This window comes from Bacillus sp. FJAT-29937 (genome assembly GCF_001509555.1).
Lineage (GTDB): Bacteria > Bacillota > Bacilli > Bacillales > Cytobacillaceae > Cytobacillus.
Genome location: NZ_LMAS01000006.1, coordinates 310,652 through 334,316, shown reverse-complemented (window position 1 = coordinate 334,316; position 23,665 = coordinate 310,652). Strand labels below are relative to the sequence as shown.

The window sequence follows — 23,665 nt, the reverse complement described above, 5'->3', positions numbered from 1 at the left end:
TAAAGCTTGCTAAATTTCTACAATTTTTATCATATTTTTATTAATTTTGTAATATATTTACTGTTTATTAGAAAAGCGGAAGCGCCTCACCCACCCCCGACAAGCATAAGACTAGCCGCCGAGAAGGTTGTAGTTTAACCTTCTTGGCGGATTGGCTTATGAACCTCGAGGTCGACAAAAACGCGACGTCCTGTCGCATTGTCGACACTAGTACGTCCTGTACGTCGGGGGTAGGCGCTGTAGCTAGACATTTCTCAAACTTGAAAAATGTAAATATATTAACATTACTAAATGCACACCCTCTAATTCTATGCAAGAACCAAAAAAAATTGCATATAAAATAAAAAAATGGGTCAATTAGAAAATTTTTCATGTATTTTTCCGTAATATTTGTTACACTAGGGGTAAGAAGGTTTTCTCCCAAATGGATGCTTTCTTTAACTTGTATAGTACGCTTGTACTAACCTTCGCTTCAGCGTTCAGGAAAAGCCGCCAATTATGGCGGCTTTTTCCTTTTTTTCGATGGAGAATTGTCGAATTTCGTTGTATAGTAAGACTAACGAAACATTACATATGAAGGTGGTTAATGACAATGAAGACAGCCAAGGTGATGGGAGTTATGTTCATTTTACTTCTATCTATAATAGGACCCGCGTTTCACAACCATGCCAGGGCCACTACCTATCCTGATGTGATAAAGCGACTTCCTGCAGCAGGGGAGCAGAATGTTCCGATCGACACAGACATTAAAATTGAGTTTAATAGCAACATTTTAAATGTGTCCTCACAATATATAAGATTATATGAAAGAATTAATGGCACTTATTATGATTTTCCCATTAAAAATGTGCGGAAAGATGGGCAAACGTTAATTATCGTTCCAGAGAATATGATGGATTTCAATAAGGAATACCATGTTCAATTGAATTCCCCGGCGGTAGAGCTGCAAAACGGGACCTATTATCAATCTCTTTCGTACTCCTTTCATACGAACTTCATTGATTTCCATGAACTCATGGTCGTGAACGAAGGAAGGCTGACGAATTTACTGGATGACTATGCGCCTAGGCAAATAAAAGCCTTCGCACCAGAGAGATATATAAATGAAATAAATATTATGCATAAGAAGCCCGGAGCGATGAAGGACGACCAAACTTCCTTTAGCGGTATCACAAATATTGATATTACAACGAAGAGTGATGATGTCGATACGGTACACGTTGATATTATGAGGAATGGAAGTGTTTTACAGAAGGGATTTGCTGACCCTGTTCCTCCGAAAACAAAAGGGGCAGCGCAAAGAACATTGGTGTTTGATATCGGTTTTTCAAAAGTTCCTGACTTCTTTGATGTTCGTATAACCGTTCAAAATAAAGATCAGAAAACGATCGACTCTAAAATCATCAAGTTCGCTACAGAAGAAGGCAAAATAATCAACTCCTATAAGGAATCCTTTAAGTACCAAACAGCGGGGAAGGGCTACACCTTCTATGAACTCCTGTCCAATGACAAATTGTTCACCACCCTTCTATCTGAAAGCTTAATGCAGGATATTAAAGTACAGGTTGAGGACAGGTAGAATGAGAAGAGCATTCCTTCTTATTAGTATGATTGCAATTATTGTCGTATTTCCTGGCATTCTGACAGGACAAGCTTCGATTGAAAAGGTTGTATTAGATGAAAGGACGATTAAAGAGCCATTAAAGAGCTGGTCGATTACTTTTACTGCACCGGTGAACAAAGGGACGGTTAAGAAGCAAAACTTCTATATTATAGATGAGAGTCAGAAGAAGCTGCGGACAAAACTGCGTCTTTCTGATGATGAGAGCAAGGTAACGATTACACCTGAAACTCCTTATAAGGAAGGAGTTCAATATTATTTGTATGTTAAAGGTAATGTGAAAACGGGGAAAAGTACGTTTTTAAATGAGCATACGGTTTTGCCTTTTAAGTTGGTTACTAAGGGGAGCACCAATAAAGCGACAAGCAGTCCGACAAAAACTGACAATCGACAAGTTTCAACAAACACTAGTAAGAGTGACCCTAGTGCTAGTCCTAGCACTACTCCAAATTCAAAGCAGAAAGATACAAAGTTGGTGAGTACCCAGGCCAAACGCCATTCACATTTTGTTGAAATCTCCGTTAAAGTTAGCGACCAGGTGGCGAAGGTGAAGGCAGGCAGTAATGAATTTGAATATAAGGGAAGTAACTTGTTTGTCCTTTATAAACCAGACCTGAAGAAAGGCGAAAAGCTGACTGTTAAAGGGTATAGCATATCCAATAAGGTGCTGGAGACAAAGGAGATCGTGATTCCGTAATGGCAAAAAAGGCTCTTATTAATACGTTTATTTTTACCCTGATTATTATTAACCTGATAATCTGGCCGATGCTTTTCAATGAGTTTAAAGAGGGAAATAAAGTTGCTGGTGAAAAAGGGAAGTATACGATCCTGCAAGAAAGTATCACTGACTCGAGAGAAAACGATTCAGATAGCGAAGTCGTTGAAATAGATGAAGAAGATGAAGATTTCCCTAAGGTAGACGAGCAGAACGAAAATAATTTTAAAATTCTTCGGATCGAATGAAACCTTTTCAATCGTCTAAACGTCTAATATATGGACACTAGTAATGGAATATTCCAATGACTGGTGCTTACCTAACTGGGCAGAGTGATCTGCCGGCCTTTTGTCAGTATCCCGCAATGGGGTGCTGGCTTTTTTTGTTTTATTTTTAATATCCTTCCGACCTTAGCTCTTTCCAACTAGAAAAACCCCGGTAGCTTTGGTCATCTACCGGAGCTATTTATTTTTTTTTACTTAAACCGGACTATGTGTTGCTGTTGGGGCTACTTCCACTACTGATGGATGGTTCGATTTTTCATTTCTCATTTCTACCTTGTTCTCTTCTTTTATTTGTGGTTTACTTTGATCATTTCCCGCCTTTTGACTCTCCAGCAGATTTAACAGAAGATTAATCCCATTTTCTCGTTGAATTGCACTTTCTTTTCTTGCCTGCTCTGTTTTCACTTGGTCTACCTTCTTATTACTAGGCTGTGGCTCTTGAGATTTTTGACCTTGATCCTCATTGTCTTTTTGGTTTCCTTTATTGTCCTTGCCTTGTCCTGGGTTAATTGGTTTGTCTTTGTCCTTATCCTTGTCTTTGTCTTTATCTTTATCTTTGTCTTTGTCTTTGTTGTCTTTATCTTTGTCTTTATCTTTGTCTTTGTCTTTGTCTTTATCTATATCTGTATTTGTATCTGTATCTGCATCTGTATCCGTATCTACATCTGTGTCCGTATCTACATCTGTATCCGTATCTGCATCTGTATCCGTATCTACATCTGTATCCGTATCTGCATCTGTGTCCGTATCTACATCTGTATCCGTATCTACATCTGTATCCGTATCTGCATCTGTATCCCCTGTCCCCTCTTTACCCTCTCCCTCTAGCTTTGCCTTCGCTGCTGCTTCTGCTGCATCTTTAGCTTCCTGCTCGATCCTTGCCTGTTCTTCCAATGCAATCCTTTCTTTTTCTAATTTTGTCTTCTCTACTTCTTGTTCAATTTCTTGATCAAATTCAACAATAGCTTTTTCGATCGCGGACATGTCTTTATTTTCAAGTGTAATATCTTCTACATTCTTATAAAGTCCTTCTAACTTTTCTAATAGTTGCTCGATTTGTTCCTCTGTTAAGTCAGTTGACTTCTTCAGATTTTCTTTTAGTGCATCCATTCCTGCGAGTAAGATGTCCTTTTCCGCCTGTAATGCTTTCAAGTCAGCAATTCTCTGGGTAATTGCTGCAATTCGATCCTTTGCCGCTGCAATTTGTGCTTTTATACCTTCGATTTTAGCTAACAACGTCACATTTTCCTGTTGAAGTTTCTCGAAGTTTGCTTTCAGTTTATTATTATCACTATCTAGCTGAAGCATTTGCTCTTTATGATTTGCTAGCTGAATTTCAAGATTTCCAACTACCTTTTCTGTTAAATCTCTATTCGATTTCATTTCTACTAGGATGATGTCATCAAAATACTCAAGTTTAAATCCACATTGGGTGACGGCATCGTACTTTATGCTTTCAATATAGTCAATAATATCATTGATCTCCTTCAGTATATCCTTTGTCCGCTTCAGGGCTTGAGGAAAATCTTCTGAAATGATCCTATGCAAATCAGTAAGTATGCCGTCAATGTTTCCAGTGATTCCTTCAAGTGCGTCCATTTCTTTCTGATTTGCGTTAAATGTTTGTTCAAAAGTGGTGAGTGTGCTTTCTAGAGCGGCGAGCGCAGCGCTTTCTGCCTTTAACTCGGCATGCTCTGCCTGAAATCCATCAATTGGTGCCGTATCCGCACTAGGTTCTTGGGATGAAGTGTCATCTGCTGCTCCCCCATCGGTTCCTTCTGCTGTTTCAACATCTTTCATTAGCTCTGCGATTCTTTTATTAAGCGAGTCCACATCTAGTCCCGCTACTTCCCCCTCGACTTCGCCTAATCTGGCCTGTGCTTCCTTTCGAAGATCTTCTGTATCTTTCAGCAATTCCTCAACCCTGCTTGGAAATATAAAACACGCAGAAACTTCCACTTCCTTCTCTTTAACCGAATTAAATTCGCTGTATGTAGGCGATACTAAATGCCCGCTTCCTAATATAAGGGATGAAACAGCTACACTAGACGAAAATGCCTTTAACAACTTTTTCCTTTGCTTTCTCTTATGACTCTTATGTCGAGAAGACCTTGGCACCAATGTGATGTCCTCCTTTTTCAATATTCGTTATATAGAACAATCAGGTTAAAAAAATAAACAACCTGAAACATGCCCATTGAATTATATTTTCCATTATACAATAAAGAATCTGATTTTTAAATAGAAAACGAACAAGTTTTTCTTAATAAAGAACAATTAGTTTGAGAACGGCCCTCTCCCTTGTTCTCAATAACAGTAGAAAACCCAGGACTTCTCCCGGGTTCATTTGGCCAAATTTTATTTAACTGATACCTCTAAATAAATTCCATTCTGCATTTGCTTCGAACTTTTGCTTGTCCATTTTGGGTGGATCATGAGCAAATATTTGCCCTTTGATTGTAAATTCGCTTTCGGAGTGATGGTCATTTTATAATCATCCGCTATTTTTACATCAACGGGTACTTCTTTGCCGCCTAATTGGATCAGCTGAACGTCCTGAGCGTTTAGTTTGGACCAGTCCATTTGCATATTCATTGCCACCGTGAAGGTTTTTGTAACTGGAACATCCTTTAGGGCAGGCAGCTTTTGATAGGTTGAGTGTTTCGCAAGTAGTTGATCTCTATGAGAGACGATTAATTCCTCTCCCACGGCCGTTTCAATATTTGGAGTGACTCCTACTTCATGGACGGGAATCCCTCTCGGTGAGAAGAAACGGGCTGTTGTTAATTTTAACGTGCTGCTGTCACTTAATGTGAATAGCGACTGCATGGACCCTTTTCCAAAGGACGTTTGTCCGTAAAGGGTTGCCCCTTTTTGTTCTTTGACAGAGACGGCGACCATTTCGGAAGCACTTGCGCTATATTCATTGATGAGAATATGCGTTGGGATTGTAAACTTGACCTTTTGCGGAAGAGCCGCGTAAACCTCTGGCCGTTCTGTCTTATATCTCAGTTGGAAGGCGTTGGTTACGTTAGGGAATAGGCCAGCCACTTCCTGGGCAGTGGAAACATAGCCCCCTCCGTTGTTTCGGAGATCGAAAATCCAGCCTTGTGCACCCGGTAATTTTCCAATCGCATTCGTAATGTCCTCTGTTGCCTCTTGAGAGAAGCTATGAAGGCGAATATAGCCGATATCCCCGCCGAGCATTTGATACTCGACATTCGGAATTCTGATTAATTCTCTCTTTAACGCCTTTGTGACCTTTTCATTTGTGTCGACTGAAATATATTGCAGCGTGACGGTTGTGTTCGCTGCGCCCGTAATAATCGAAATCGCGTGTTGCACAGATTGTCCCGCCAAGCTTGTCCCATTGGCAGCGATAATAATATCTCCTGCGTTCAACCCAGCACGATCAGCTGGACCGCCTTGGATCACAGATATGATCTTGACTCCCTTTGGATCCTCATCCAGAACGATCCCCACTCCCACTAACTGCTGCTCAATGCCATTCGTAAATCGGTCAAACTCTTGAGCGGTCATGTAGACAGAATAAGGGTCCAAATGCTCCGTAATTTCCTTCGCAGTCGGCTTGGCTAATACCGAAGCCGGCACGTCCTCTATGTAATATTCCTTAATCAAATCTCGTATTTCCTGAATTGGTTCAGCTGCCGAAACAGAAGTCACATTCGACAACAGCAATAAAACTAGCAAAAAACTAATATACTTTTTCAAATTCCCCATTGGTGTTCCCCCTCTGGTGTCAAGACGCCGTTCGCACGGCAAATTATGACATTATGTATTAAGTCCTATTTTAGTATATTTATGGATGGAATTGTAGTTATATTTTTCCTATGGTTCGGTATATTTCACTAGAATGGGAGGTAGGTAGTCAACTTTAATTGACAAATGAAATAGTTTCTTTCTAATTGTTTGAATCTTTCACAATACTAGACAACGATATCGTCGATATAATTTATCCATTTCTTGGGCATACTAAAACTAATAGAATTAATCAGAATTCTCTTATGCTGATTTCATTTCCTATGCTATATAATAGTATTATCAATGCTTTTAATGGAGGGACACAAATGAATCCATTCCGATTTAATAGTAATACTAGCGAGGTAGACTCCGACCTAGTACAAGAAGAGACGTACGGAATTGAATATGAACAATTGACTGATGAAGAAGATCAATCTGAGCTCCCATTTGATGCTGAAAAAATCCGTATAGAACAACGAATGCTTTCATTGAAATACATGAAAGAATTAATTGATTTGGATCTTTTGAACCTTTATCCCGACTTTCAAAGAAATAAAGTTTGGAAAGAGATCAAAAGAAAGTCACTTTTAATTGAATCTTTAATGCTAAGAATACCCATTCCTGCCTTTTACTTCTATGAAGATGAAGATTCAGTTCTTCATGTCATTGATGGGTTACAGCGTCTATCAACAATTAACGAATTCTTAAATGGAGAGTTTAAATTAAAAGGCCTACAATACCTACAAGATTCTTGTGACGGAAAATACTTTAAAGATTTAGATGCAAAGTATGTGAGTCGAATTTATATGACACAATTAGCTGTTAACGTTATTGATGCAAGAACTCCTTCCCAGGTTAAGTACGATCTATTTAGGAGAATTAATACCGGGGGTGTTTCATTAAATGCACAAGAAATTCGTAATTCGATTGCAAAAGCCCGGATACGTGATTTCCTTAAGAGATTAGCGCATTCTTCATCATTTCAGGCAGCAACAGATGGAGGCGTCAATGATATGCGGATGGCGGCTCAAGAACTAGTACTGCGCTTTATTGCATTTTATTCTTCCTACAATTACAAGACCTTTGAGTTAGATTACCATAAAAGCGACTTGGAGCTATTTTTAGATCTTACATTTGATCAGTTGAATGCTATGAATGATCAAAAACTAGTAGAAATAGAAAAAGCTTTTACTAGAGCGATGAATAATGCTCATGAGCTTTTTGGTGAATACGCCTTCCGTAAGTATAAATTATCAGAGTTAAGGGAGGCTGGACGCCGAAAGCTTATTAACAAATCCCTTTTTACATCATGGAGTGTACTTTTGGCCGAACCTGATCTTGATCTAAGAATCAGCAAGCCCTTCTCAGATCATGCGGTTCATCGATTAGCTAAGTTAATTGAAAGTAATGAAGATTATTCAAACGCCTTAACGATTGGAACAAATGCCACATCTAGAGTAGCAATGAACTTTCATATTACAAGGGAATTTTGGGAGGAATTACGAATTGATATTCGATAAAATTTCATTAACTCATTTTAAAAGCATGAAAAATTCGCATTTGGAATTGGCTCCAATTACCTTATTTACCGGAGCAAATGGAGCAGGTAAATCCAGTGTCATTCAAGCCATTCTGCTAGCAAAAAATACGTTTGAAAATATTCACCGTTTTAAACGCTGGGAAGTTGAATTAAACGGTAATTACCATTTATCATTAGGACGAGCAGATCATGTCCTTTCTTTTATGCATGAAAATAATCAAATCGGAATTATGCTTGGATTAGAGGCACACCACTTGCAATACACGTATGACGTTGACCCACTAAAGCATCCATACAGTTTGCAAATTAACCCCTCGGAATCATCTGGAGACCTTAGTTTCCAAGATATTAATCTTCATTACCTTCATGCAGAAAGGTTAGGTCCAAGGAAAAGTTTGCATTTCAATCCTACTAGTGTGATAACTACTGGATTTCAAGGAGAGTTCGTTAATCATGCCATTGAACGAGCTGACCAACTATCACTAAACGTTCATCCATCTCTTTCAGCGCAATCCGCCCTTCCTAGATTTTCTACGCAAGTTGAAGCTTGGATGCAATTATTGATACCTGACTTCCGACTACAAGTGAAACCACAACCTGATGTTGACATGGTTACAATCAAGTATAGTAATTCTCATCTAGGAGAATTCATTTCACCTACCTCAACAGGATTCGGTATTACTTACGCCTTGCCAATCATCACTTCCGGTGCTTACTGATAATGAATCTACCTCCTATTCAATTGATCTATTTGATCAGATCTTTTATGAAGGTCAATCATTAGCTGAGTGGCTATATAGCGGCGGCGATATGCGCGATGAAAAAAGAATCATACAGATGAAGTTTAAAAAAATAGCAGAAGTAGAAAAAGCCGCAATTCAAGATTCTATTGGTCAACTGCAAAATCAGAATTATCAACCCCACATTGCTTTAATTACATTTTATCATTGGACCGCTCCAAATTTGGAGGATTGTTTAGTCATACAAAACAAGTGGGATTGTTTATATGCACGTCGTTTTTATTTGCACTTTGCTGATAACATTTCTGTGTTTTTAAGAAAATGCGAGGATTGCTTTCCGCAGCTTTTTATCAATGACCGTGTTCAGCAGACCATCAAAAGGTTTAAACCTTTTAGGGATTATCTTAATGAACTGATTTTACATTTAACGGCACTAAATGATCATGGACTACGTCTTTTTCAAGAATATCAAGCCCAAAATGAAACAGTCGTTTTACAGCATTTAAGCGTTGTCGGGAATATTAACTGTTCAGCTCAAGGCGACCCAGCGTATGAAAAAGCAAACCTATGTTTTGAATTCCCAAGCGACCAAGGAGGAAACATAAAAATCGTATGTGCTCCCCATACAAAACTATTTAGTAAGCATTCAGGAGAACGTATCTACTTTAACTGGGGGCATCCTCAAGTTAAAAATGGAGAAAGGTTATTAATTGGACATATTGGGGATCATTTATAACAAACCTTTAATAGATTAATAGTTTTTTATTCTATAAAGATACAAAAAATGAGTCGATCATTATCGCAATGATTGACTCATTTTTTATTTCATAACCAAACTGTGAAACATTCTTGTTAACAGAAGCCCGTCTATACTTGCTTTATTCAGTATATTTTTCAAGAATCGGAGCCAAGTAATCAACCATCGGGGATGGCTCATTTTGGATAAAAGCTTCTACAGCTGATTTTTCAATAGAGACAAATAGAAGATCATCAAACTCCGGCTGCTGCCCCCTTTCTATTAAATGATGATTATGGGCAAGGAATCGGGCATGAACCTCTTCGGCTGTGTGCGCAACAGATAGTTCATAGATAATTGCCCAAAAATTATGTGTACCTTTACGCTTTATGAATTTAGGGATAAAAGAGCGAGTGGCTGGGGAGTGAATGTCTAATCCGAGCTCTTCTTGGATTTCTTTGCTGATGTTTTTTTCTAGGTTGAAAATAGTATGTTCCAGGTCCGATTCATCCAGTCCTCCTCCTGTAAATTGTAGGCAGCCGGGTGTAGAGGTTGTCCGATTCATTCGGCCAATGGCCATTTTCTTGTCGCTTGTTATGACCGCGGCGCATGTGTAAATGACTTGGCATGGCATTTGGGAGTTTTCGTGGTGAAGTGTGTAGAGATAATGTTTGTAGTCGGTTTTAGCAACCGTTACGATGAGCTCCTCGTGTGTTTGGTTGATGTTTGTTATCGTGAAGACTTCCCCGTTGCGTAAGGAGGGGTTGGTTTTTGTTTGTTGTTTCCAGTAAAGTTCGTGTTGCTTTTTGATTTCGTGTGGCAGGTTGATAGGGATAGGATCTAGTATGACTTTTACGGTTGCGGGTGCCTTTTCAATGATAATTGGGTTCATGAGGGTGGTCCTTTCTTGGCATTTTACTTCATATTACTCTTTTGGAGTGTGGTTGGGTGAATTTTGGTGTATTTTTGTAGTTAGTTAGCAAAATTATGAGGGTTTGCCCGCTAATTCCGGTCCAATTTTAGTAGTTTAGTAGCCTTCGTGAAATTTGTCAGCCAAATTTAGGTGTTTGTCAGCCAAATCTGATGGTTTGTCAGCCAATTTAGGTAGTTTGTCAGCCAATTCATGCAGGTTGTCAGCCAACTAAGGAAAACATTAACTTTTTGAGATGGATCATCCATAAGAAGTTATTCCATAGTCGTTATTTGTTAGCTGTTACCTCCTAATAATAAAATTGGGGTTTTTGTGAATAAAAGCCCTATAGAAACATCTCTACAGGGCCATACACTGAAACGGGTACTTTTTTCTATAGTAATTTCCTCAATTTCTCAATTACATTTACTGTTATATCTTCATTTACACTACAGATAAACTCTGCATTTCTTTCTTTCCAATCTAAGTTTTTTACGTGATCTGATAAAGCTACTCCACCAATTGGTAACCCTAAAGGTAATTCTACCTCAAACGGCAGGCCTTTTACTTTTGAAGTAACCGGAACACATAGCGAAAGTCCTGTTTTTTCATTATATATTTTTGGAGAAATGACAAGAGCCGGCCGTCTACCCGCTTGTTCATGACCAGCTTGCGGATTAAACGACAACCACACAATGTCGCCCCTTTTGGGAATATACGGTATTACCATTCCTCGTTCCCTGCCGCACCATCATTTAAAGTTTCTTTATGATACATGTCAGGTGTAACATTTTCTAACATTGCTTCTAAAGATTTCGTCTTAGGCCTAATCACAATTGCATTTTTTTCAATACTAAAATCTAATTCATTTCCTTCTTCGATTGAAACAGCTTGACATAAAGCTTTTGGTAATCTAATTGCTAAGCTGTTTCCCCATTTTTGAACTTGCATGTTGTGATTCCTCCTTCAATTGTTTCTACATAGTATACACATTTTATTAAAAAATGTACATTGAACTATAGGCAGGGGCTTGTTTTCGTTTGTTTTTGCCAATAAAGTTCATGCTGGCGTCAGATTTCGTGTTGTAGATTGATAGGGATGGGATCTAGTTTTACTTTTACGGGTGTGGGTGCTTTTGAGGGGGTTCCTTTCTTGGCATTTTAGTTCATATTACCCTTTTTGAGTGTGTTTGGGTGAGTTTTGGTGGTAGTATGGTGACTTTATGTAGTTTGTTAGCAAATTTATGAAGGTTTGCCCGCTAATTCCGGTCCAATTTTCGCAGTTTAGCAGCCTTCATGTAATTTGTCAGCCAAATTTAGGTGTTTGTCAGCCAAATCTGATGGTTTATCAGCCAATTTAGGTAGTTTGTCAGCCAATTCATGCAGTTTGTCAGCCAACTAAGGAAAACACCCATTTTTGTGATGGGTTATCCGTAAGAAGTTATTCCATATTCGTTATTTGTTGTTGCTCATCTATAGCTGCTTCAACTAATTCTTCCGCTACTTTATGATTATCCGTTCTATAAAGATTACGTAGGAGATCTTCTAATAGGTCCAATTCCATAATCGTTTCTGCTCTATCTTGTAATGGCTTTGATTCTAAACCAAAACGAGCATCCAAATAACTCTTAATACTACGGCGATTCACATCCACCCTTACCCTTCTTTCAACCTCCTGAAGCACTCTCATCACACTTAACGCCTCCATTCATTTTTCGCATTCATGACCTTGTCTATATGCCACCACCATTCCTGAACGGGTTTGTCACTTTGGAAGTCATAAACTTTTTTCAAATGCTCATATACCGGTTGGGCTATTTTCAAAAGATACAGATCATGTTCTCTAATTAACGCCTTTTCATCTGCAGTCAGATTTTCAAAATGCTGATGCAACATCGACCTTCTATGGAATGTCTCAATCATTTCAAATGGACTAATCTCAAAATTTTTAAGATCATCACCATAGAATTCAATTTCCTGTTTAAAATCCACTACATCTCACCTCCTTAATTTCCCCTGATTCATCCACGTTATTAGTAAACTTTACCCAAACAAAATAGGTTATTCGACCTTTTTATTTATTTGTTTTTGTTTTTCATTTGCTGCTTCAATAAGCCATTCCATTTCCTTGCGATTTTCAGCACGGAATAAATCGTGAATTAATTTATTCAGCAATTCTAAATCCACTATTTCATCAACTTGATCTTGTAATCGTTTAGCTTCTATACCAAATCGTGCATCTAAATAATCCTTGATTGTATGTTGACTTCCTGCAATCCCACTTTCCAACTTCACTCTTTTTTCAAACTCTCGAAGCACTCTTGCCATACTTAACACCTCCATTAGTTTTTCCACATATTCCTTATCAATAAATTTGTCTGATATAGCAATAATAGTTGCCATTAATCGGACTTGCTTTTCTTCATCTTTTATCTTTTTAGCTAATTCTACTGTTTCTATCGCTCTCTCAGAACGACTTACGGAACTATTCATTAACGGGGAAAAAATTAGATTCAGCTCATCCATTTCGGTTAATTCTTGGCCACTTTCAACTTTGGACCACAAGTCTTGCATAATCTGGTCTCCATCATAATCTTTCATAAAGACTGCTTGTGTATCATACTTTACAGAGCCATAATTCTTATTTTCTAAAGCCTCCTCAACGTCCGCTCCGTAAATGACAACAGTTTGGATTTGTTTTTTAAACAGCTCGTAGGCACTAACATCATATTGCAGGAATCGATCGAGGTCAGCCTCTTTGAATGTTGTTTGAAATTCTAAATGTAAATATGTGTCATCCGCCAGCAAAAACATAAAATCCATTCTTCTGTCGTTTACTTTTATTGCCGGCAGATCGGTTGGTTGTACAAGTATAATCGGTGCAGTTTGAACACCAAAGAAGTCCAAAGCCTTCTCTTTGAATTGCTCAGTCATGCTGCGAAAGATGATGTCATAATTATTATATGCAATCGACGTTTTCTTTCTTTTCTTTATTTTATCGATAATGTACAATCGATACAATTTTGTATGGTTGTCGATGAGTACACAAATCCTCAAATTTTACTTACAACATTCCCCCGAATAATAATTTGTTGATCGAGCTCTAATTCAAATAGTTGATCCATAATTTCTGTTTCGTTGAGGTTTAGCTGGTTGGATAGCTGTTGAATGGTGTATGTATTTTGAGCAAGAAGCTTCAAAATAGGGTTTTCATTGATGGGAGTTGGAGGAACTTGATGACTGTTGTTTACTCTTGCTTTCGTCACTTGCAAACTGTGAATCCCTAAATACGGCGGAACTCCGCGGGATATTAAAAGATTTGTTCCCACTCCCTCGGGAATATGGATTTGATTAGGAACGGCGTATACAGGTTTGTTATTTTTCGCAGCAAAGTCAGCAGTCCAAAGGGCGCCGCTTTGCTCGCCTGCCTCTACGATTACAAGTTCAGTGGACCAAGCACTAATGAGGGCGTTTCTTGCGAGAAAGTATTTGGGGTTTGGCGGTGTTCCAGGAGGATATTGGGAGATAAAGGTGCCGCCTTTTTCAAGGATTTGGTGGTAGAGCGGTCTTTGTTCAGGTGGGTAGCAAATGTCCGGTCCGCATCCAAGGAACGCCATTGTGTATCCTCCGTTCCGGACGCATGCTGCCTGGGCGTAGCTATCGATCCCCTTTGCAAATCCGCTAATGACTGGCATACTTAGTGCCGCAAGCTCTTCCCCTAACCGCTCCGCTACTTTCTTTCCATATGGTGTGCATCTTCTTGCACCGACAACTCCCACCGTTGTTTGGACCGGTCTGAGGTCACCTTTATAATAGAGGACTATTGGGGATTCTTTGTACACCTTTGCGAAATCGGGGTAGAGGTCGTCCTCAAATTGAAGAATTTCAATTCCGTTTCGATCTGCAGCCTTCAGTATATTTTCCGCTTCTTTTAAAGAGCGATTTGAGAGGATAGATTTCAGGGCTTTCTTATTCATTTTAGGCACCTTTGAAAGCTCCTCTTCCTCTGCATCATAAACCGCTTTAGGCGTTTGAAAATGAGCGATTAATTGCTTTTGTAAAACTGGCCCGACATATTTTAGCGTGGTTAGCCAGATCCAATATATTTTCATAATCGTATCCTCCAATCACGATGATTTCATACATTTCTCAATCCCCGCTCTCTAGCTCCTCATTTAACTGATCGAGCTGATCGAGCGTTACATATTCTCCGCGTTCAATCTCTTCATCTACTTCCTTAGCCATTTTCAATAATGCTTTTCCAAGACTTTTTTTCCGCTCGGGTAGTTTTTTTTCAATCTGTTCAGGTGTAAGACCCTTATTTTCAAGATCCCTTCGAATCAAGTCCTCCACATCATCAAAGAAGTCAGATTTAAATAGCACAATCCGCCCATCCGTATCCAAGCTTAATTTCAATCTATCATTAGCGTTAAAATTGACCGTTTCTCGCAGCTCTTTAGGAATTGTAATTTGACCTCTATCATTGATTTGTACATCATACATCATTCAGGGATTCATCCTTTCAGTAATTCAGAATTGATGAATATATTATACCAAGTATTCCTTTAATATTCACGTTGTTCTCACGCCAATTATCCTCCATTTAACAATACCGAATCCTTTTCAATATCCCGGCTCAAGAGACTTTTCTTTACATGTTGAATTTGAATATGTTCCGCTCCCTCTAAGTCCGCTATCGTCCGAGCAATTTTGATAAATTTGTGCAGCGACCGCCCGCTGTATTGAAAACGATGATAGGCTTGCTCGAGCAAGTGATTGCTTTCCTTATCAAGAGTACAGAATTTCTTTATTAACGATGGGGTGAGTTGGGCATTGCAGTTGATTTCTGGATAATCCTTGTATCTCTCTTGCTGAATGGCCCTTGCTTGTTCGACCTGATTGCGAATGGCAGCGGAGCTAATCCCCTCTTCCTCTTTGTTAAAAAAATCGACCACCCCCACATATTTTTGAATATCCATTCGATCCATGATGGGCCCGGAGAGCTTTTGCCGATATTTCATAATTTCATAGTCGGTGCACCTGCATTTCGGCTGTCCGTAATAGCCGCACGGACAAGGGTTCATTGCACCAACGAGCATAAAATGAGCAGGGTATGTGTTGGAACCCCACACTCTAGAAATGGTAACTGAATGGTCCTCGAGCGGCTGCCTCATTGAGTCAAGGGCCTTTTTACCAAATTCATCCATTTCGTCTAAAAATAATACACCGTGATGAGCAAGGGAAATTTCACCCGGCAGTGCGAATGTTCCGCCGCCAATGAGGGAGTTCGTTGAGGCATTGTGATGTGGGGATCTAAAGGGGCGCTCGGTAAGTAAACTGCCTTTGTCTTTTAGCAGATTGGCCACACTATAAATTTTCATCACTTCAAGCGACTCTTCTTCTGTCATCTGTGGGAGGATGGTCGGAATACGTTTGGCGATCATAGATTTCCCACAGCCGGGTGGGCCAATCATAAGGAAATTATGACCTCCAGCAGCGGCAATACTGATATATTCTACTAAGGAGTGAAGGCCTTTTACGTCTTTGAAGTCAATGGAGTAGTCGGGCTTCTCCTGGTGAGGGGGAAATTCAATTGATTTTTTTTCGTGATGATGTTTTCCTTCTATAATATTAATTGCGCCTTTTAACGTTTCACACCCTATTACATCCACTCCTTTGACAAGCTTGGCTTCTTGGACATTTTCTTTTGGAATAATGAGTCTAGTTATGCCGATTTCTTTTGCTTTAATGACCATAGGCAGGATGCCGGAAACCGATCGGATGAAGGAGTTAAGGGAAAGTTCGCCGATGAGTCCCGTTTGGGTTGTGGAATTCGGCATGATTTGGTTCGATTTTATTAATAGCCCGATGGCCATTGCGAGGTCAAAATGGGTGCCTGTTTTTTTCATATCTGAGGGCGCGAGATTGAAGACAATTTTTTGCGGCGGGAATTGGTATCCTGCGTTTTTGATCGCTGCCTCTAATCGCTCTTTCGCTTCCTTTACTGCTTTGTCCCCCAATCCGACAATGGACACGGACGGCAGCCCAATCAGCGTATCCGTTTCCACCTCGACAAGATGGCCATGAATGCCAGTGATGGTAAAGCTGTAGACAGTAGATGCCATGATTGAATTCTCTCCTTTTTTATTTAATAACACAAAGTACTCTCTACTTTGGGTAGTTTTCCCATAGTTTTTTCCAAAAGAGTGCTATTTTTAATTGCAGCGGTATTTTCTCATAGATTATCTAGCTGTAATTATCTAAATTCCTATTAAAATCCTCGAAAAAATCACCTCCAATGGTAGGTTAGTAGATTTGTCAGCCAATTTGAGTGGTTTGTCAGCCAGATTTGGTAGTTTGTCAGCCAATTTATGTGGTTTGTCAGCCAAATCATGCAGTTTGTCAGCCAATTCATGGGGAGCAGCTAATTCGGGCGTGATTGCCAGCTAATTCATGTGGAGGATCAACCAATCTTGCGTAGTTCCCAGCTAATTCATGCGGAGGATCAACCAATCGTTCGTAGTTGCCAGCTGGTTCGTGTTAAAAATATCCAATTCATATGATCATCCAATTCCGTCGAGGATCATAAACCCGCTACAACCCACAAGTCAATCCAGCCACATCGGAATCTTATATCCCCTATTCTTTTTTTCTCCGAAAGTTTCATGGCAAACGGAAGTTAATATTTTTCTAGCAACGGATTCTGACTCGATTCCCAAGAATGCTCTTAATTCGGGATTTGTAATGTTTTGTCCAAATAATAACGAATAATCTTCTAGTGCTGACAGATGGGCAGTGGGATCCATGTGGTTGCACTGCTTGCACTTCCAATTTCCCCATTCCCTTTTCATTGAGAATGACAAACAATTATTGCAATATACCCCTGGAATGATATCTTCTTTCCTGATTTGATATTTTGCCAAAATATCGGGATTATTGGGCACATGTTTTTTTATTAGCTTTCGGGAAATGACATTTAGTTCCTTTTTTGTTAGGAGGGTTGGGTGATGATTTTTTTCAAGTTCTTCTACTTTAAAGGGAAGTGCTGCTGAATGGATTACATTTCGAAGCAAATGGGCATACTGCGGGTTCGTTTGGATCGTGGTAGATGGGAAACTTATGATTACAAATGGGAAGATCGGTGCCAGTGGGAATTGATGATCATTTAACCACGATTGCAATTGAAGTCTCTGTCTTTTAATTTGTAGGATCGGGTCGGAATAGGCTTTGCTTTCGTTTTGATTGGTGCGCACTAATTGCTGGAATTCTTGATCGAAAAATAGGGTGCCTGAAAAGTTTTTTGTATCGAGGATTAAGTGGAATTTGGTGGTGAGTATCAATGTATCAATTTGAAAATACCGTTTTTTATTATCCTGTAATCTAAGATTATGAAAAATATAATAGTTTTCATTCGGCAAAAAGGTTAAATGATAATCAAGCGCCACTTCACCTCGAAACCCAGCTTTCTCACTTCCCAACTTATCAGCTATTGATTGTTTTTTATGATGAGCAGGATGCAATCTTCTATCCAAAGCCTCCAATTTTCTCAGAGCAATCGTCTTTTTTCTCTCTTTCTTAATCAAATTGTCACTCCCCTACGTTATTCTCATGCTATTAATTCTCTATTCGGTCGAAAATCCCTTCATTTAAGAGAGATTATTTTGACTAATATTATTTGTCAGCCAGATTTGATAGCTTGTCAGCCAATTATGCAGGTTTGTCAGCCAGATTTAGTAGTTTGTCAGCCAATTTATGCAGGTTGTCAGCCAATTCATTTTTAGCACCTAATACGACTCGATAAAACGATACTAAAGTTCCAGAAAAAATCCCCCACGACTCAAACCCTATACCAATTTTCCTAATCAAGCACCTAAAAGGCATGAAAATCAATAATATTAATACAATTTATTAGGGGTGATCGGTATGAAGCGGAATCCGGATTGGCCTTTGCACGTTATTCTTGCATATGTAATGTTTAGCTGCATCACTTTTCAGCTGCCAGTGATTCGGGGGCTAGTCGATTGCGCTCGTTTATGTGGTCAGGCTGGCTAGGAACAGTATGAAGGATATGTCCTTGAAAAATACTTACAGATCCATAATTCTATTGTATAATAATTAACTATATTGAATAATAATTTACCAATTCTAAATTACCTACAATAAAAATAAATTTTCCAATTACTATTGATTTTTCAAAACATAGGTCACTCTTCCCTTTATTAAAAGAAAAGGAATATGTTACTATTGCATTAGAGATTGTTGAAATGAGGGATTTATATGAAGCTAGAGAAATATTTATTTGGAGAAATCCTCCAATCCTTTCGGCAATACAAGAACTTAACGGTTGAGGAATTAGCGGAGGGAATCTGCACGGTAGAAGAATTAGTTTCTTTCGAAAAAGAACGATCCTATCCCACCATAGATGTGCTCTATAAATTCGCGAAAAAGCTTGATATGGAACTAACCTATTTTTTCGATATCGCTTCTAAGACAACTGTCCATTACCCAAATGCTGTTATTCAACTTATTGAAAAATACAAAAGAGAACGCAATTACGCGGCGATCAATAATATCATTCAACAGGAAGAGGACAGCCCCTTATTTAATCAGAAATCGCTCAAGCAATACTTGATGTGGCATCAGGGGATTTGTGACCATCACCTTGACGGCAACTCAGATAAAGCATTTGATACTTTGAGTAAGGCAATAGCGTTAACCAATCCAAAAAGAGTCTCTCTTACTGAGAGGGAAATTGAAATCCTAACAAGTATTGGGCTTATTTTTTACGATACTAAAAATTACCGCAGTGCCGTGACCATTTTTCTTGAAGCCTTAAATAATATAGAAAATCTACCACACGTTTTAAATATGAAAGGGAATTTAAGAATTTTATTTGGCCTTTCCCAAGCGTATACCAAATTAGATATGTATGAAGAATCCCTTTCTTATTGTTATAAAGGACTAAATCTCTGTATTAATGAAGAATTGCTATATCTCTTAAATGAATTTCATTACCAAATTGGACATAACTATGTTCAAATGGGGGAAGTCGAAAAAGGTAAACACTATTTAGACGAGTGCCTTCACCTTTTAAAATTAGAGAAAAAGTCAAAATTACTAGGTATTATGGAAGACGAGATTGCTAATCTACTTAACTCTTGATACAATCTACTTATCTTATAAAATATGGGAAAGCTGGTGGAAATGTGAAAAAACTATTAAAAGTAACTGCCCTATCATTATCTGTTTTAGGATTGGGTGCTTTCGGTTCTAATATTTCTAACTTGGCCGACTATCCTGTGCAGCATAGTGTAGATCCTGTTGAACTAGCTGATTACCCGGTACAACACAGTATTGGCGGAGTTAAAGTTGCTGATTACCCGGTACAACACAGTATTGGCGGAGTTAAAGTTGCTGACTACCCGGTACAACACAGTATTGGCGGAGTTAAAGTTGCTGATTACCCGGTACAACACAGTATTGGCGGAGTTAAAGTTGCTGATTACCCAGTACAACACGGGATTGGCGGAGTTAAAGTTGCTGACTACCCGGTACAACACGGGATTGGCGGAGTTAAAGTTGCTGATTACCCAGTACAACACGGGATTGGCGGAGTTAAAGTTGCTGATTATCCGGTACAACACAGTATTGGCGGAGTTAAAGTTGCTGATTACCCGGTACAACACGGGATTGGCGGAGTTAAAGTTGCCGATTACCCAGTACAACACAGCATCGGTGGATCTAAATTAGCATAATACTTATTACCAAACGAGTGATCTTTTCCGATCGCTCGTTTTTTTGTTTTGAAAGAACATCAGACCCCCAAAAATAAAAAGCCCATTTATAGGCTTTTACTATACTAGCGTTTTGAAATCATTTTATACCCTTTTCTACTATTCTTTGCAAAGCCTATGATTTGAATGATTTCATCTCCGAAAGGCATGGGGTCGGGTAAAAAAAGATTTATGCCCAGCAAAATTATTTTTCCAGGCAGCGGTAGAAACCACGTTAAAAAAGCTAAGACTAAGATTAGTATAAGCACCATGTACTCCCCTCCGACAATATATAACTACATAAATTTCACACAGGAATATCCTATCATATTTTTTTAGAATATGTTTTTTAAAGGAAAATACCCAATATTCAAAGTAAATGTCCCAACCCTGTCCTTTCCCCCCTCCCCTCTATATATAAAGAGTGAGAGGAGGTGATCAACATGGCAGAGGCATTAATGATCGAGACAAGGCTTCGTCTGACCTTTGAAACGGGATTAAATGAGAAGGGCGAACCGATTTTCAAGTCGCGCACGTTTGGAAATGTGAAAAAGATGGCGACAGCTGACCAGCTTTTTCAGGCAGCAACGGCAATTGCATCACTTAGCAAGGATTCCTTATCTACCATTGTCAAAAATGACAGCTTTGACATTCTTGGCTAAGGGCTAGAAGCAACATTTTAATAAAAAGAAAGGAGGACAAAACCCATGGCAAAATCATTAGAATTAACATTTGTGACAAATTCAGGGAAGCTCTCAAGGCTTTCCATCGATAACCCGAAGGAGCCGATTGATCCAGCCGCTGTTAAACTAGCAATGGAGCAAATCATCGCTGCGGATGTGTTCCAAACGATGAACGGCACTCTTGCCTCGGCAAAAGAAGCAAGAGTCATCGAGCGCAACGTCACCGCCTACGAATTAGTCTAGTTATCCCAATAAATAAGGCCGGTTCTGCTTCTATGCAGACCGGCCTCTTTGTGTTTTGAAACACTTATATTTTAAATTGCCCAATTAACTCCTGAAGTTCTTCCGCCATATAAGATAGCGAAGAGGCGGACGCTGCGATTTCCTGCATGGAGGCTAATTGTTCCTCGGTTGCGGCGGAAACATTTTGGCTGTCGGCTGTTGTTTTGACAGCAATTTCTTCGATGCCGTGGACAACGCCAACTACCTGTTCCGTGCCTGCGGAAGTTTCTTTGATAGAGACAGAAATCGTTTGAATTTCAGTGTTTACGTGATCGATAAATTGCTTGATTTCATGGAAGGCCTCTCCTGCACTTTGGGCAAGATCCATCCCTTTTTCGATTTCGGCTGTTCCTTTTTCCATCGATTCGACTGCTTGGTTCGTGTCGATTTGAATGGAGGAGATGAGTTGTCGGATGGTTTCAGTTGATCGAGACGATTGCTCCGCTAATTTACGCACCTCATCTGCGACCACAGCAAATCCTTTTCCATTTTCCCCTGCTCTTGCCGCTTCAATGGCCGCATTTAATGCGAGAAGATTTGTTTGGCCGGCGATCCCCGAAATCACATCAATGATTTGATTAATATCAATCGATCTTTTTCTTAAATCCTCAATGACCCCGCTAAGCCTGCTAATCGTTTTATGAATATTGGTCATTTGTTCAGATGTTAGTTGAATCGCTTGATTTCCAGTGTTGACAATACTTACAGCGTCCATGGATGTATCGCGAACGGCCTGGGAATGGCTCAGCATTTTTTCCATTTCCCCAGACATCGACGTTACAATATGATGGCTTTCCTCAACCATCTTGGATTGGTGTTCGGTTCCGGTGGCAACCTCTTGAATGGCGTCGACAATTTGCTCTGTCGCGGTATTATTTTGCTCCGTGCTTGCCAACAGCTGCTCCGATGAGGCGGCCAGCATTTCGGATTTCGCATCCACATTTCGGATCAGCTCGCGGAGTGCCCCCACCATTTTATTAAAGCTAATGCCTAAATGGCTGATTTCATCATTATTTTTCACATCGAAGGTTTGAGTCAGATCGCCCTTGCTTACCTTTCGAGTGGCTGCAACTAGCTGGTTCAAAGGCCTCGTAATCGACCGGATCACAAAATAAGATAGCACGGCCCCGATCACGATGAAAAGTCCAACGATTAATAGAGTCATCATGAGAATCGGCTTCGTATCTTGACTGACCTCATTTAAGTCCATCACACCGGCAATTTTCATCCCGGTTATTTCATTCGTTGTAAAATCAATTTGGTTATGGCTATCAGTGACCTGCCCATCTTTCTTTTCCAATAAAGACTGAACCCAACTGCCCTCTGCCTTTTCACCAGCAGCAATTTCCGGGTGAACGAGGTAGTTTCCTTCAGCACTTATAAGGATCGGATATCCGTTTTTTCCAATCTTAATTCCATCTGTTAGCTTGTTTAATGCTTCAAGGCTAAGGTCCATCGCAAATACACCCGAACCATCCCTAAGCGTGTGAGCAATGGTCACGATCACCCCACCAGTAAAGGCGTCAATATACGGCTCTGTAATAAACGTTTCCCCGCTCTGCTCCTTAGAACCAATGTACCAAGGGCGCTTTCTAGGATCATACCCATCCGGCAAATCCTGTTCTGGATAAGAGAGAAAATCCCCATTCTCTTCCGTTCCTATATAAACAACCATCGTCTCTGGATTTAGTACTTGATATTCCTTCAAATGCGCGATCGTCGTTGGAATCTTTTCTTCTGAAAAATAAGTCTTGTCAAATAGCCCGCCGAAATAAGCCGCCGCATTCTCCTTCGGCTCAATAAAGCTGGTGATAAACTTGTCAATGATTAAAACATTTTCCCTCGAACTAATCTGGATTTTTTCCTTAATATTGTCTTGCGCATTTAAATAGGATGACAGACCGATCGTTACAGATGGCACTAACAATACCAGAATAAATGATAGAATTAGTTTTTTCCTAATCGTCAATGCAAAAATGGGGTTTCTCTTTGGCTTGGTTTTCACGGTGATGGAGGCCTTCCTTTCATTTTCAACTTTGCTCCGCTTTTATAGTAAAAGACTACCTTGTTAAAAGTAGCCAAAAGGGACACTTTTTTCACATTCGAATCGTGGCGATGATCGAAAAAAGATTGCAAGATTTGAGATCGCCCGAGCTCCCAATGCTTTTGGTCCTATCGTACTAGCCGTTCCCATTTTAATTGGAATTATGTAAGCGTTTTTTATCAAAATTATAACCTTGAAATCGCTAATATTCAACAAAATTCGGCATTTTTGGTAAATTTAAATTAGCTTGTTTCTGGTTATTGAAAATAGATATCGGACGGCGGGAGGGGCCGGGGATTTTGTGTAATTAGCGGAAGGTGAGTCCCCTTTAATTTTTGAGAGGACTGTGGTTCCGCTATAGGGACTTAAAAGGAGAACTTTCGAATAATTCCCATCGTTTAACGGACATAGATTGGGTGATTCTTCTATTTTGTGTCCTTTAAAACCGATTTAAAGGACATCGGTTGGGCACTTCCCCCGTTTTGTGTCCTTTAAAGCAATCTTAATGTAATGGACATGAATTAGGTAACCTCCCTGCTTTGTGTCCTTTAAAACTATTAACCTCAAAACCTACTC

The 23,665-nt window shown here is 39.5% G+C and carries 25 protein-coding genes; 11 read left to right on the top strand and 14 right to left on the bottom strand.

The annotated features are described in order from the left end of the window. The first annotated feature begins 592 nt into the window (after positions 1-592). From AR328_RS15235 to AR328_RS15225, 3 genes are read left to right on the top strand one after another with little or no spacing between them, the layout of a single operon-like run. Positions 593-1,579: an Ig-like domain-containing protein gene (locus tag AR328_RS15235; RefSeq protein ID WP_066297051.1), complete on the top strand. Its 987-nt coding sequence runs from the start codon at positions 593-595 to the stop codon at positions 1,577-1,579. A gap of 1 nt (position 1,580) precedes the next feature. Then, the gene (locus tag AR328_RS15230; RefSeq protein ID WP_066297043.1) at positions 1,581-2,318 is read left to right on the top strand and encodes an Ig-like domain-containing protein; all 738 of its coding nucleotides are present in this window, start codon (positions 1,581-1,583) and stop codon (positions 2,316-2,318) included. Further along, complete coding sequence (locus AR328_RS15225) at positions 2,318-2,584, top strand: hypothetical protein (protein ID WP_066297042.1); 267 nt, start codon at positions 2,318-2,320, stop codon at positions 2,582-2,584. The genes AR328_RS15230 and AR328_RS15225 overlap by 1 nt, the downstream gene beginning before the upstream one ends. Before the next feature lie 231 nt (positions 2,585-2,815). On the opposite strand, the gene AR328_RS22850 is transcribed toward AR328_RS15225, so the two are convergent. Together AR328_RS22850 and AR328_RS15215 are read right to left on the bottom strand one after the other, a co-directional pair. Further along, positions 2,816-4,741: a hypothetical protein gene (locus tag AR328_RS22850; RefSeq protein ID WP_066297041.1), complete on the bottom strand. Its 1,926-nt coding sequence runs from the start codon at positions 4,739-4,741 to the stop codon at positions 2,816-2,818. Positions 4,742-4,978: 237 nt separating this feature from the next. Next, positions 4,979-6,361: a S41 family peptidase gene (locus AR328_RS15215; RefSeq protein ID WP_066297034.1), complete on the bottom strand. Its 1,383-nt coding sequence runs from the start codon at positions 6,359-6,361 to the stop codon at positions 4,979-4,981. 347 nt (positions 6,362-6,708) lie between these two features. On the opposite strand from AR328_RS15215, the gene AR328_RS15210 reads away from it, so the two are divergent. The 3 genes from AR328_RS15210 to AR328_RS15200 all read left to right on the top strand — a co-directional run bounded on the left by AR328_RS15210 (position 6,709) and on the right by AR328_RS15200 (position 9,398). Then, positions 6,709-7,902, top strand: a complete 1,194-nt coding sequence (locus AR328_RS15210; RefSeq protein ID WP_066297025.1) for a DUF262 domain-containing protein — start codon at positions 6,709-6,711, stop codon at positions 7,900-7,902. After that, positions 7,889-8,641 carry an AAA family ATPase gene (locus AR328_RS15205; RefSeq protein ID WP_066297017.1) on the top strand — a complete coding sequence of 251 codons (753 nt, stop codon included), beginning with the start codon at positions 7,889-7,891 and terminating at the stop codon, positions 8,639-8,641. Before AR328_RS15210 ends, AR328_RS15205 begins: the two co-directional genes overlap by 14 nt. A gap of 91 nt (positions 8,642-8,732) precedes the next feature. Then, positions 8,733-9,398, top strand: coding sequence for a hypothetical protein (locus AR328_RS15200; RefSeq protein ID WP_156422700.1), 666 nt, complete (start codon positions 8,733-8,735; stop codon positions 9,396-9,398). Between the two features lie 142 nt (positions 9,399-9,540). On the opposite strand, the gene AR328_RS15195 is transcribed toward AR328_RS15200, so the two are convergent. The 10 genes from AR328_RS15195 to AR328_RS15150 form a co-directional block, all read right to left on the bottom strand. Further along, entirely contained in the window at positions 9,541-10,290 is a 750-nt protein-coding gene (locus AR328_RS15195; RefSeq protein WP_066297015.1) for an NUDIX hydrolase, read from the bottom strand. Between the two features lie 412 nt (positions 10,291-10,702). Continuing rightward, entirely contained in the window at positions 10,703-11,002 is a 300-nt protein-coding gene (locus tag AR328_RS15190) for a type II toxin-antitoxin system PemK/MazF family toxin (RefSeq protein WP_231734875.1), read from the bottom strand. A 29-nt stretch (positions 11,003-11,031) separates the two neighbouring features. Next, on the bottom strand, positions 11,032-11,259 hold the full coding sequence (locus AR328_RS15185) for an AbrB/MazE/SpoVT family DNA-binding domain-containing protein (protein WP_066297011.1): 228 nt from the start codon (positions 11,257-11,259) through the stop codon (positions 11,032-11,034). Between the two features lie 489 nt (positions 11,260-11,748). Continuing rightward, positions 11,749-11,997, bottom strand: a complete 249-nt coding sequence (locus AR328_RS15180; RefSeq protein WP_156422699.1) for a hypothetical protein — start codon at positions 11,995-11,997, stop codon at positions 11,749-11,751. 5 nt (positions 11,998-12,002) lie between these two features. Beyond that, positions 12,003-12,299, bottom strand: a complete 297-nt coding sequence (locus tag AR328_RS15175; RefSeq protein WP_066297001.1) for a hypothetical protein — start codon at positions 12,297-12,299, stop codon at positions 12,003-12,005. A gap of 69 nt (positions 12,300-12,368) precedes the next feature. Next, positions 12,369-13,319, bottom strand: a complete 951-nt coding sequence (locus AR328_RS15170; RefSeq protein ID WP_231734872.1) for a hypothetical protein — start codon at positions 13,317-13,319, stop codon at positions 12,369-12,371. Positions 13,320-13,360: 41 nt separating this feature from the next. Further along, the gene (gene dprA / locus AR328_RS15165) at positions 13,361-14,419 is read right to left on the bottom strand and encodes a DNA-processing protein DprA (RefSeq protein WP_066296997.1); all 1,059 of its coding nucleotides are present in this window, start codon (positions 14,417-14,419) and stop codon (positions 13,361-13,363) included. Positions 14,420-14,456: 37 nt separating this feature from the next. Further along, entirely contained in the window at positions 14,457-14,813 is a 357-nt protein-coding gene (locus AR328_RS15160) for an AbrB/MazE/SpoVT family DNA-binding domain-containing protein (RefSeq protein WP_066296994.1), read from the bottom strand. Positions 14,814-14,899: 86 nt separating this feature from the next. After that, positions 14,900-16,432 (bottom strand): YifB family Mg chelatase-like AAA ATPase, encoded by a 1,533-nt coding sequence (locus AR328_RS15155; RefSeq protein WP_066296988.1) that lies wholly within the window; start codon positions 16,430-16,432, stop codon positions 14,900-14,902. Positions 16,433-16,915: 483 nt separating this feature from the next. After that, positions 16,916-17,890 (bottom strand): nuclease-related domain-containing protein, encoded by a 975-nt coding sequence (locus tag AR328_RS15150; RefSeq protein ID WP_066296986.1) that lies wholly within the window; start codon positions 17,888-17,890, stop codon positions 16,916-16,918. 340 nt (positions 17,891-18,230) lie between these two features. Between AR328_RS15150 and AR328_RS23325 the strand changes: the two genes are divergently transcribed. From AR328_RS23325 to AR328_RS15140, 3 genes are all read left to right on the top strand, one after another. Beyond that, a complete protein-coding gene (locus AR328_RS23325; protein WP_269433525.1) occupies positions 18,231-18,359 on the top strand; it encodes a hypothetical protein in 129 nt (42 codons plus the stop codon). Positions 18,360-18,584: 225 nt separating this feature from the next. Further along, positions 18,585-19,469, top strand: a complete 885-nt coding sequence (locus AR328_RS15145; RefSeq protein WP_066296983.1) for a helix-turn-helix domain-containing protein — start codon at positions 18,585-18,587, stop codon at positions 19,467-19,469. A 44-nt stretch (positions 19,470-19,513) separates the two neighbouring features. Then, a complete protein-coding gene (locus AR328_RS15140; RefSeq protein WP_156422698.1) occupies positions 19,514-20,062 on the top strand; it encodes a hypothetical protein in 549 nt (182 codons plus the stop codon). A 104-nt stretch (positions 20,063-20,166) separates the two neighbouring features. Here the strand turns inward: AR328_RS15140 and AR328_RS23100 are convergent, their stop codons facing one another. After that, entirely contained in the window at positions 20,167-20,352 is a 186-nt protein-coding gene (locus AR328_RS23100; protein ID WP_066296968.1) for a hypothetical protein, read from the bottom strand. Positions 20,353-20,523: 171 nt separating this feature from the next. Here AR328_RS23100 and AR328_RS15130 point away from each other — a divergent pair, with 171 nt between their 5' ends. Then, entirely contained in the window at positions 20,524-20,742 is a 219-nt protein-coding gene (locus tag AR328_RS15130) for a DUF1659 domain-containing protein (RefSeq protein WP_066296963.1), read from the top strand. 45 nt (positions 20,743-20,787) lie between these two features. Further along, the gene (locus tag AR328_RS15125) at positions 20,788-21,006 is read left to right on the top strand and encodes a DUF2922 domain-containing protein (protein ID WP_066296960.1); all 219 of its coding nucleotides are present in this window, start codon (positions 20,788-20,790) and stop codon (positions 21,004-21,006) included. A 64-nt stretch (positions 21,007-21,070) separates the two neighbouring features. Here the strand turns inward: AR328_RS15125 and AR328_RS15120 are convergent, their stop codons facing one another. Next, positions 21,071-23,056: a methyl-accepting chemotaxis protein gene (locus AR328_RS15120; protein ID WP_066296957.1), complete on the bottom strand. Its 1,986-nt coding sequence runs from the start codon at positions 23,054-23,056 to the stop codon at positions 21,071-21,073. Positions 23,057-23,665: the final 609 nt, after the last annotated feature.

Excerpts from the sequence above, each read along its gene's own strand:
- AR328_RS15215 (WP_066297034.1), bottom strand. The coding sequence starts at position 6,361 with ATGGGGAATTTGAAAAAGTATATTAGTTTTTTGCTAGTTTTATTGCTG.
- AR328_RS15125 (WP_066296960.1), top strand. The coding sequence starts at position 20,788 with ATGGCAAAATCATTAGAATTAACATTTGTGACAAATTCAGGGAAGCTC.
- AR328_RS23325 (WP_269433525.1), top strand. The coding sequence starts at position 18,231 with ATGAAGCGGAATCCGGATTGGCCTTTGCACGTTATTCTTGCATATGTA.
- AR328_RS15200 (WP_156422700.1), top strand. The coding sequence starts at position 8,733 with ATGCGCGATGAAAAAAGAATCATACAGATGAAGTTTAAAAAAATAGCA.
- AR328_RS15130 (WP_066296963.1), top strand. The coding sequence starts at position 20,524 with ATGGCAGAGGCATTAATGATCGAGACAAGGCTTCGTCTGACCTTTGAA.
- AR328_RS15230 (WP_066297043.1), top strand. The coding sequence starts at position 1,581 with ATGAGAAGAGCATTCCTTCTTATTAGTATGATTGCAATTATTGTCGTA.
- AR328_RS15225 (WP_066297042.1), top strand. The coding sequence starts at position 2,318 with ATGGCAAAAAAGGCTCTTATTAATACGTTTATTTTTACCCTGATTATT.
- AR328_RS15155 (WP_066296988.1), bottom strand. The coding sequence starts at position 16,432 with ATGGCATCTACTGTCTACAGCTTTACCATCACTGGCATTCATGGCCAT.
- AR328_RS23100 (WP_066296968.1), bottom strand. The coding sequence starts at position 20,352 with ATGGTGCTTATACTAATCTTAGTCTTAGCTTTTTTAACGTGGTTTCTA.
- AR328_RS15145 (WP_066296983.1), top strand. The coding sequence starts at position 18,585 with ATGAAGCTAGAGAAATATTTATTTGGAGAAATCCTCCAATCCTTTCGG.
- AR328_RS15160 (WP_066296994.1), bottom strand. The coding sequence starts at position 14,813 with ATGATGTATGATGTACAAATCAATGATAGAGGTCAAATTACAATTCCT.
- AR328_RS15235 (WP_066297051.1), top strand. The coding sequence starts at position 593 with ATGAAGACAGCCAAGGTGATGGGAGTTATGTTCATTTTACTTCTATCT.
- AR328_RS15210 (WP_066297025.1), top strand. The coding sequence starts at position 6,709 with ATGAATCCATTCCGATTTAATAGTAATACTAGCGAGGTAGACTCCGAC.
- AR328_RS15180 (WP_156422699.1), bottom strand. The coding sequence starts at position 11,997 with ATGAGAGTGCTTCAGGAGGTTGAAAGAAGGGTAAGGGTGGATGTGAAT.
- dprA (WP_066296997.1), bottom strand. The coding sequence starts at position 14,419 with ATGAAAATATATTGGATCTGGCTAACCACGCTAAAATATGTCGGGCCA.
- AR328_RS15185 (WP_066297011.1), bottom strand. The coding sequence starts at position 11,259 with ATGCAAGTTCAAAAATGGGGAAACAGCTTAGCAATTAGATTACCAAAA.
- AR328_RS15195 (WP_066297015.1), bottom strand. The coding sequence starts at position 10,290 with ATGAACCCAATTATCATTGAAAAGGCACCCGCAACCGTAAAAGTCATA.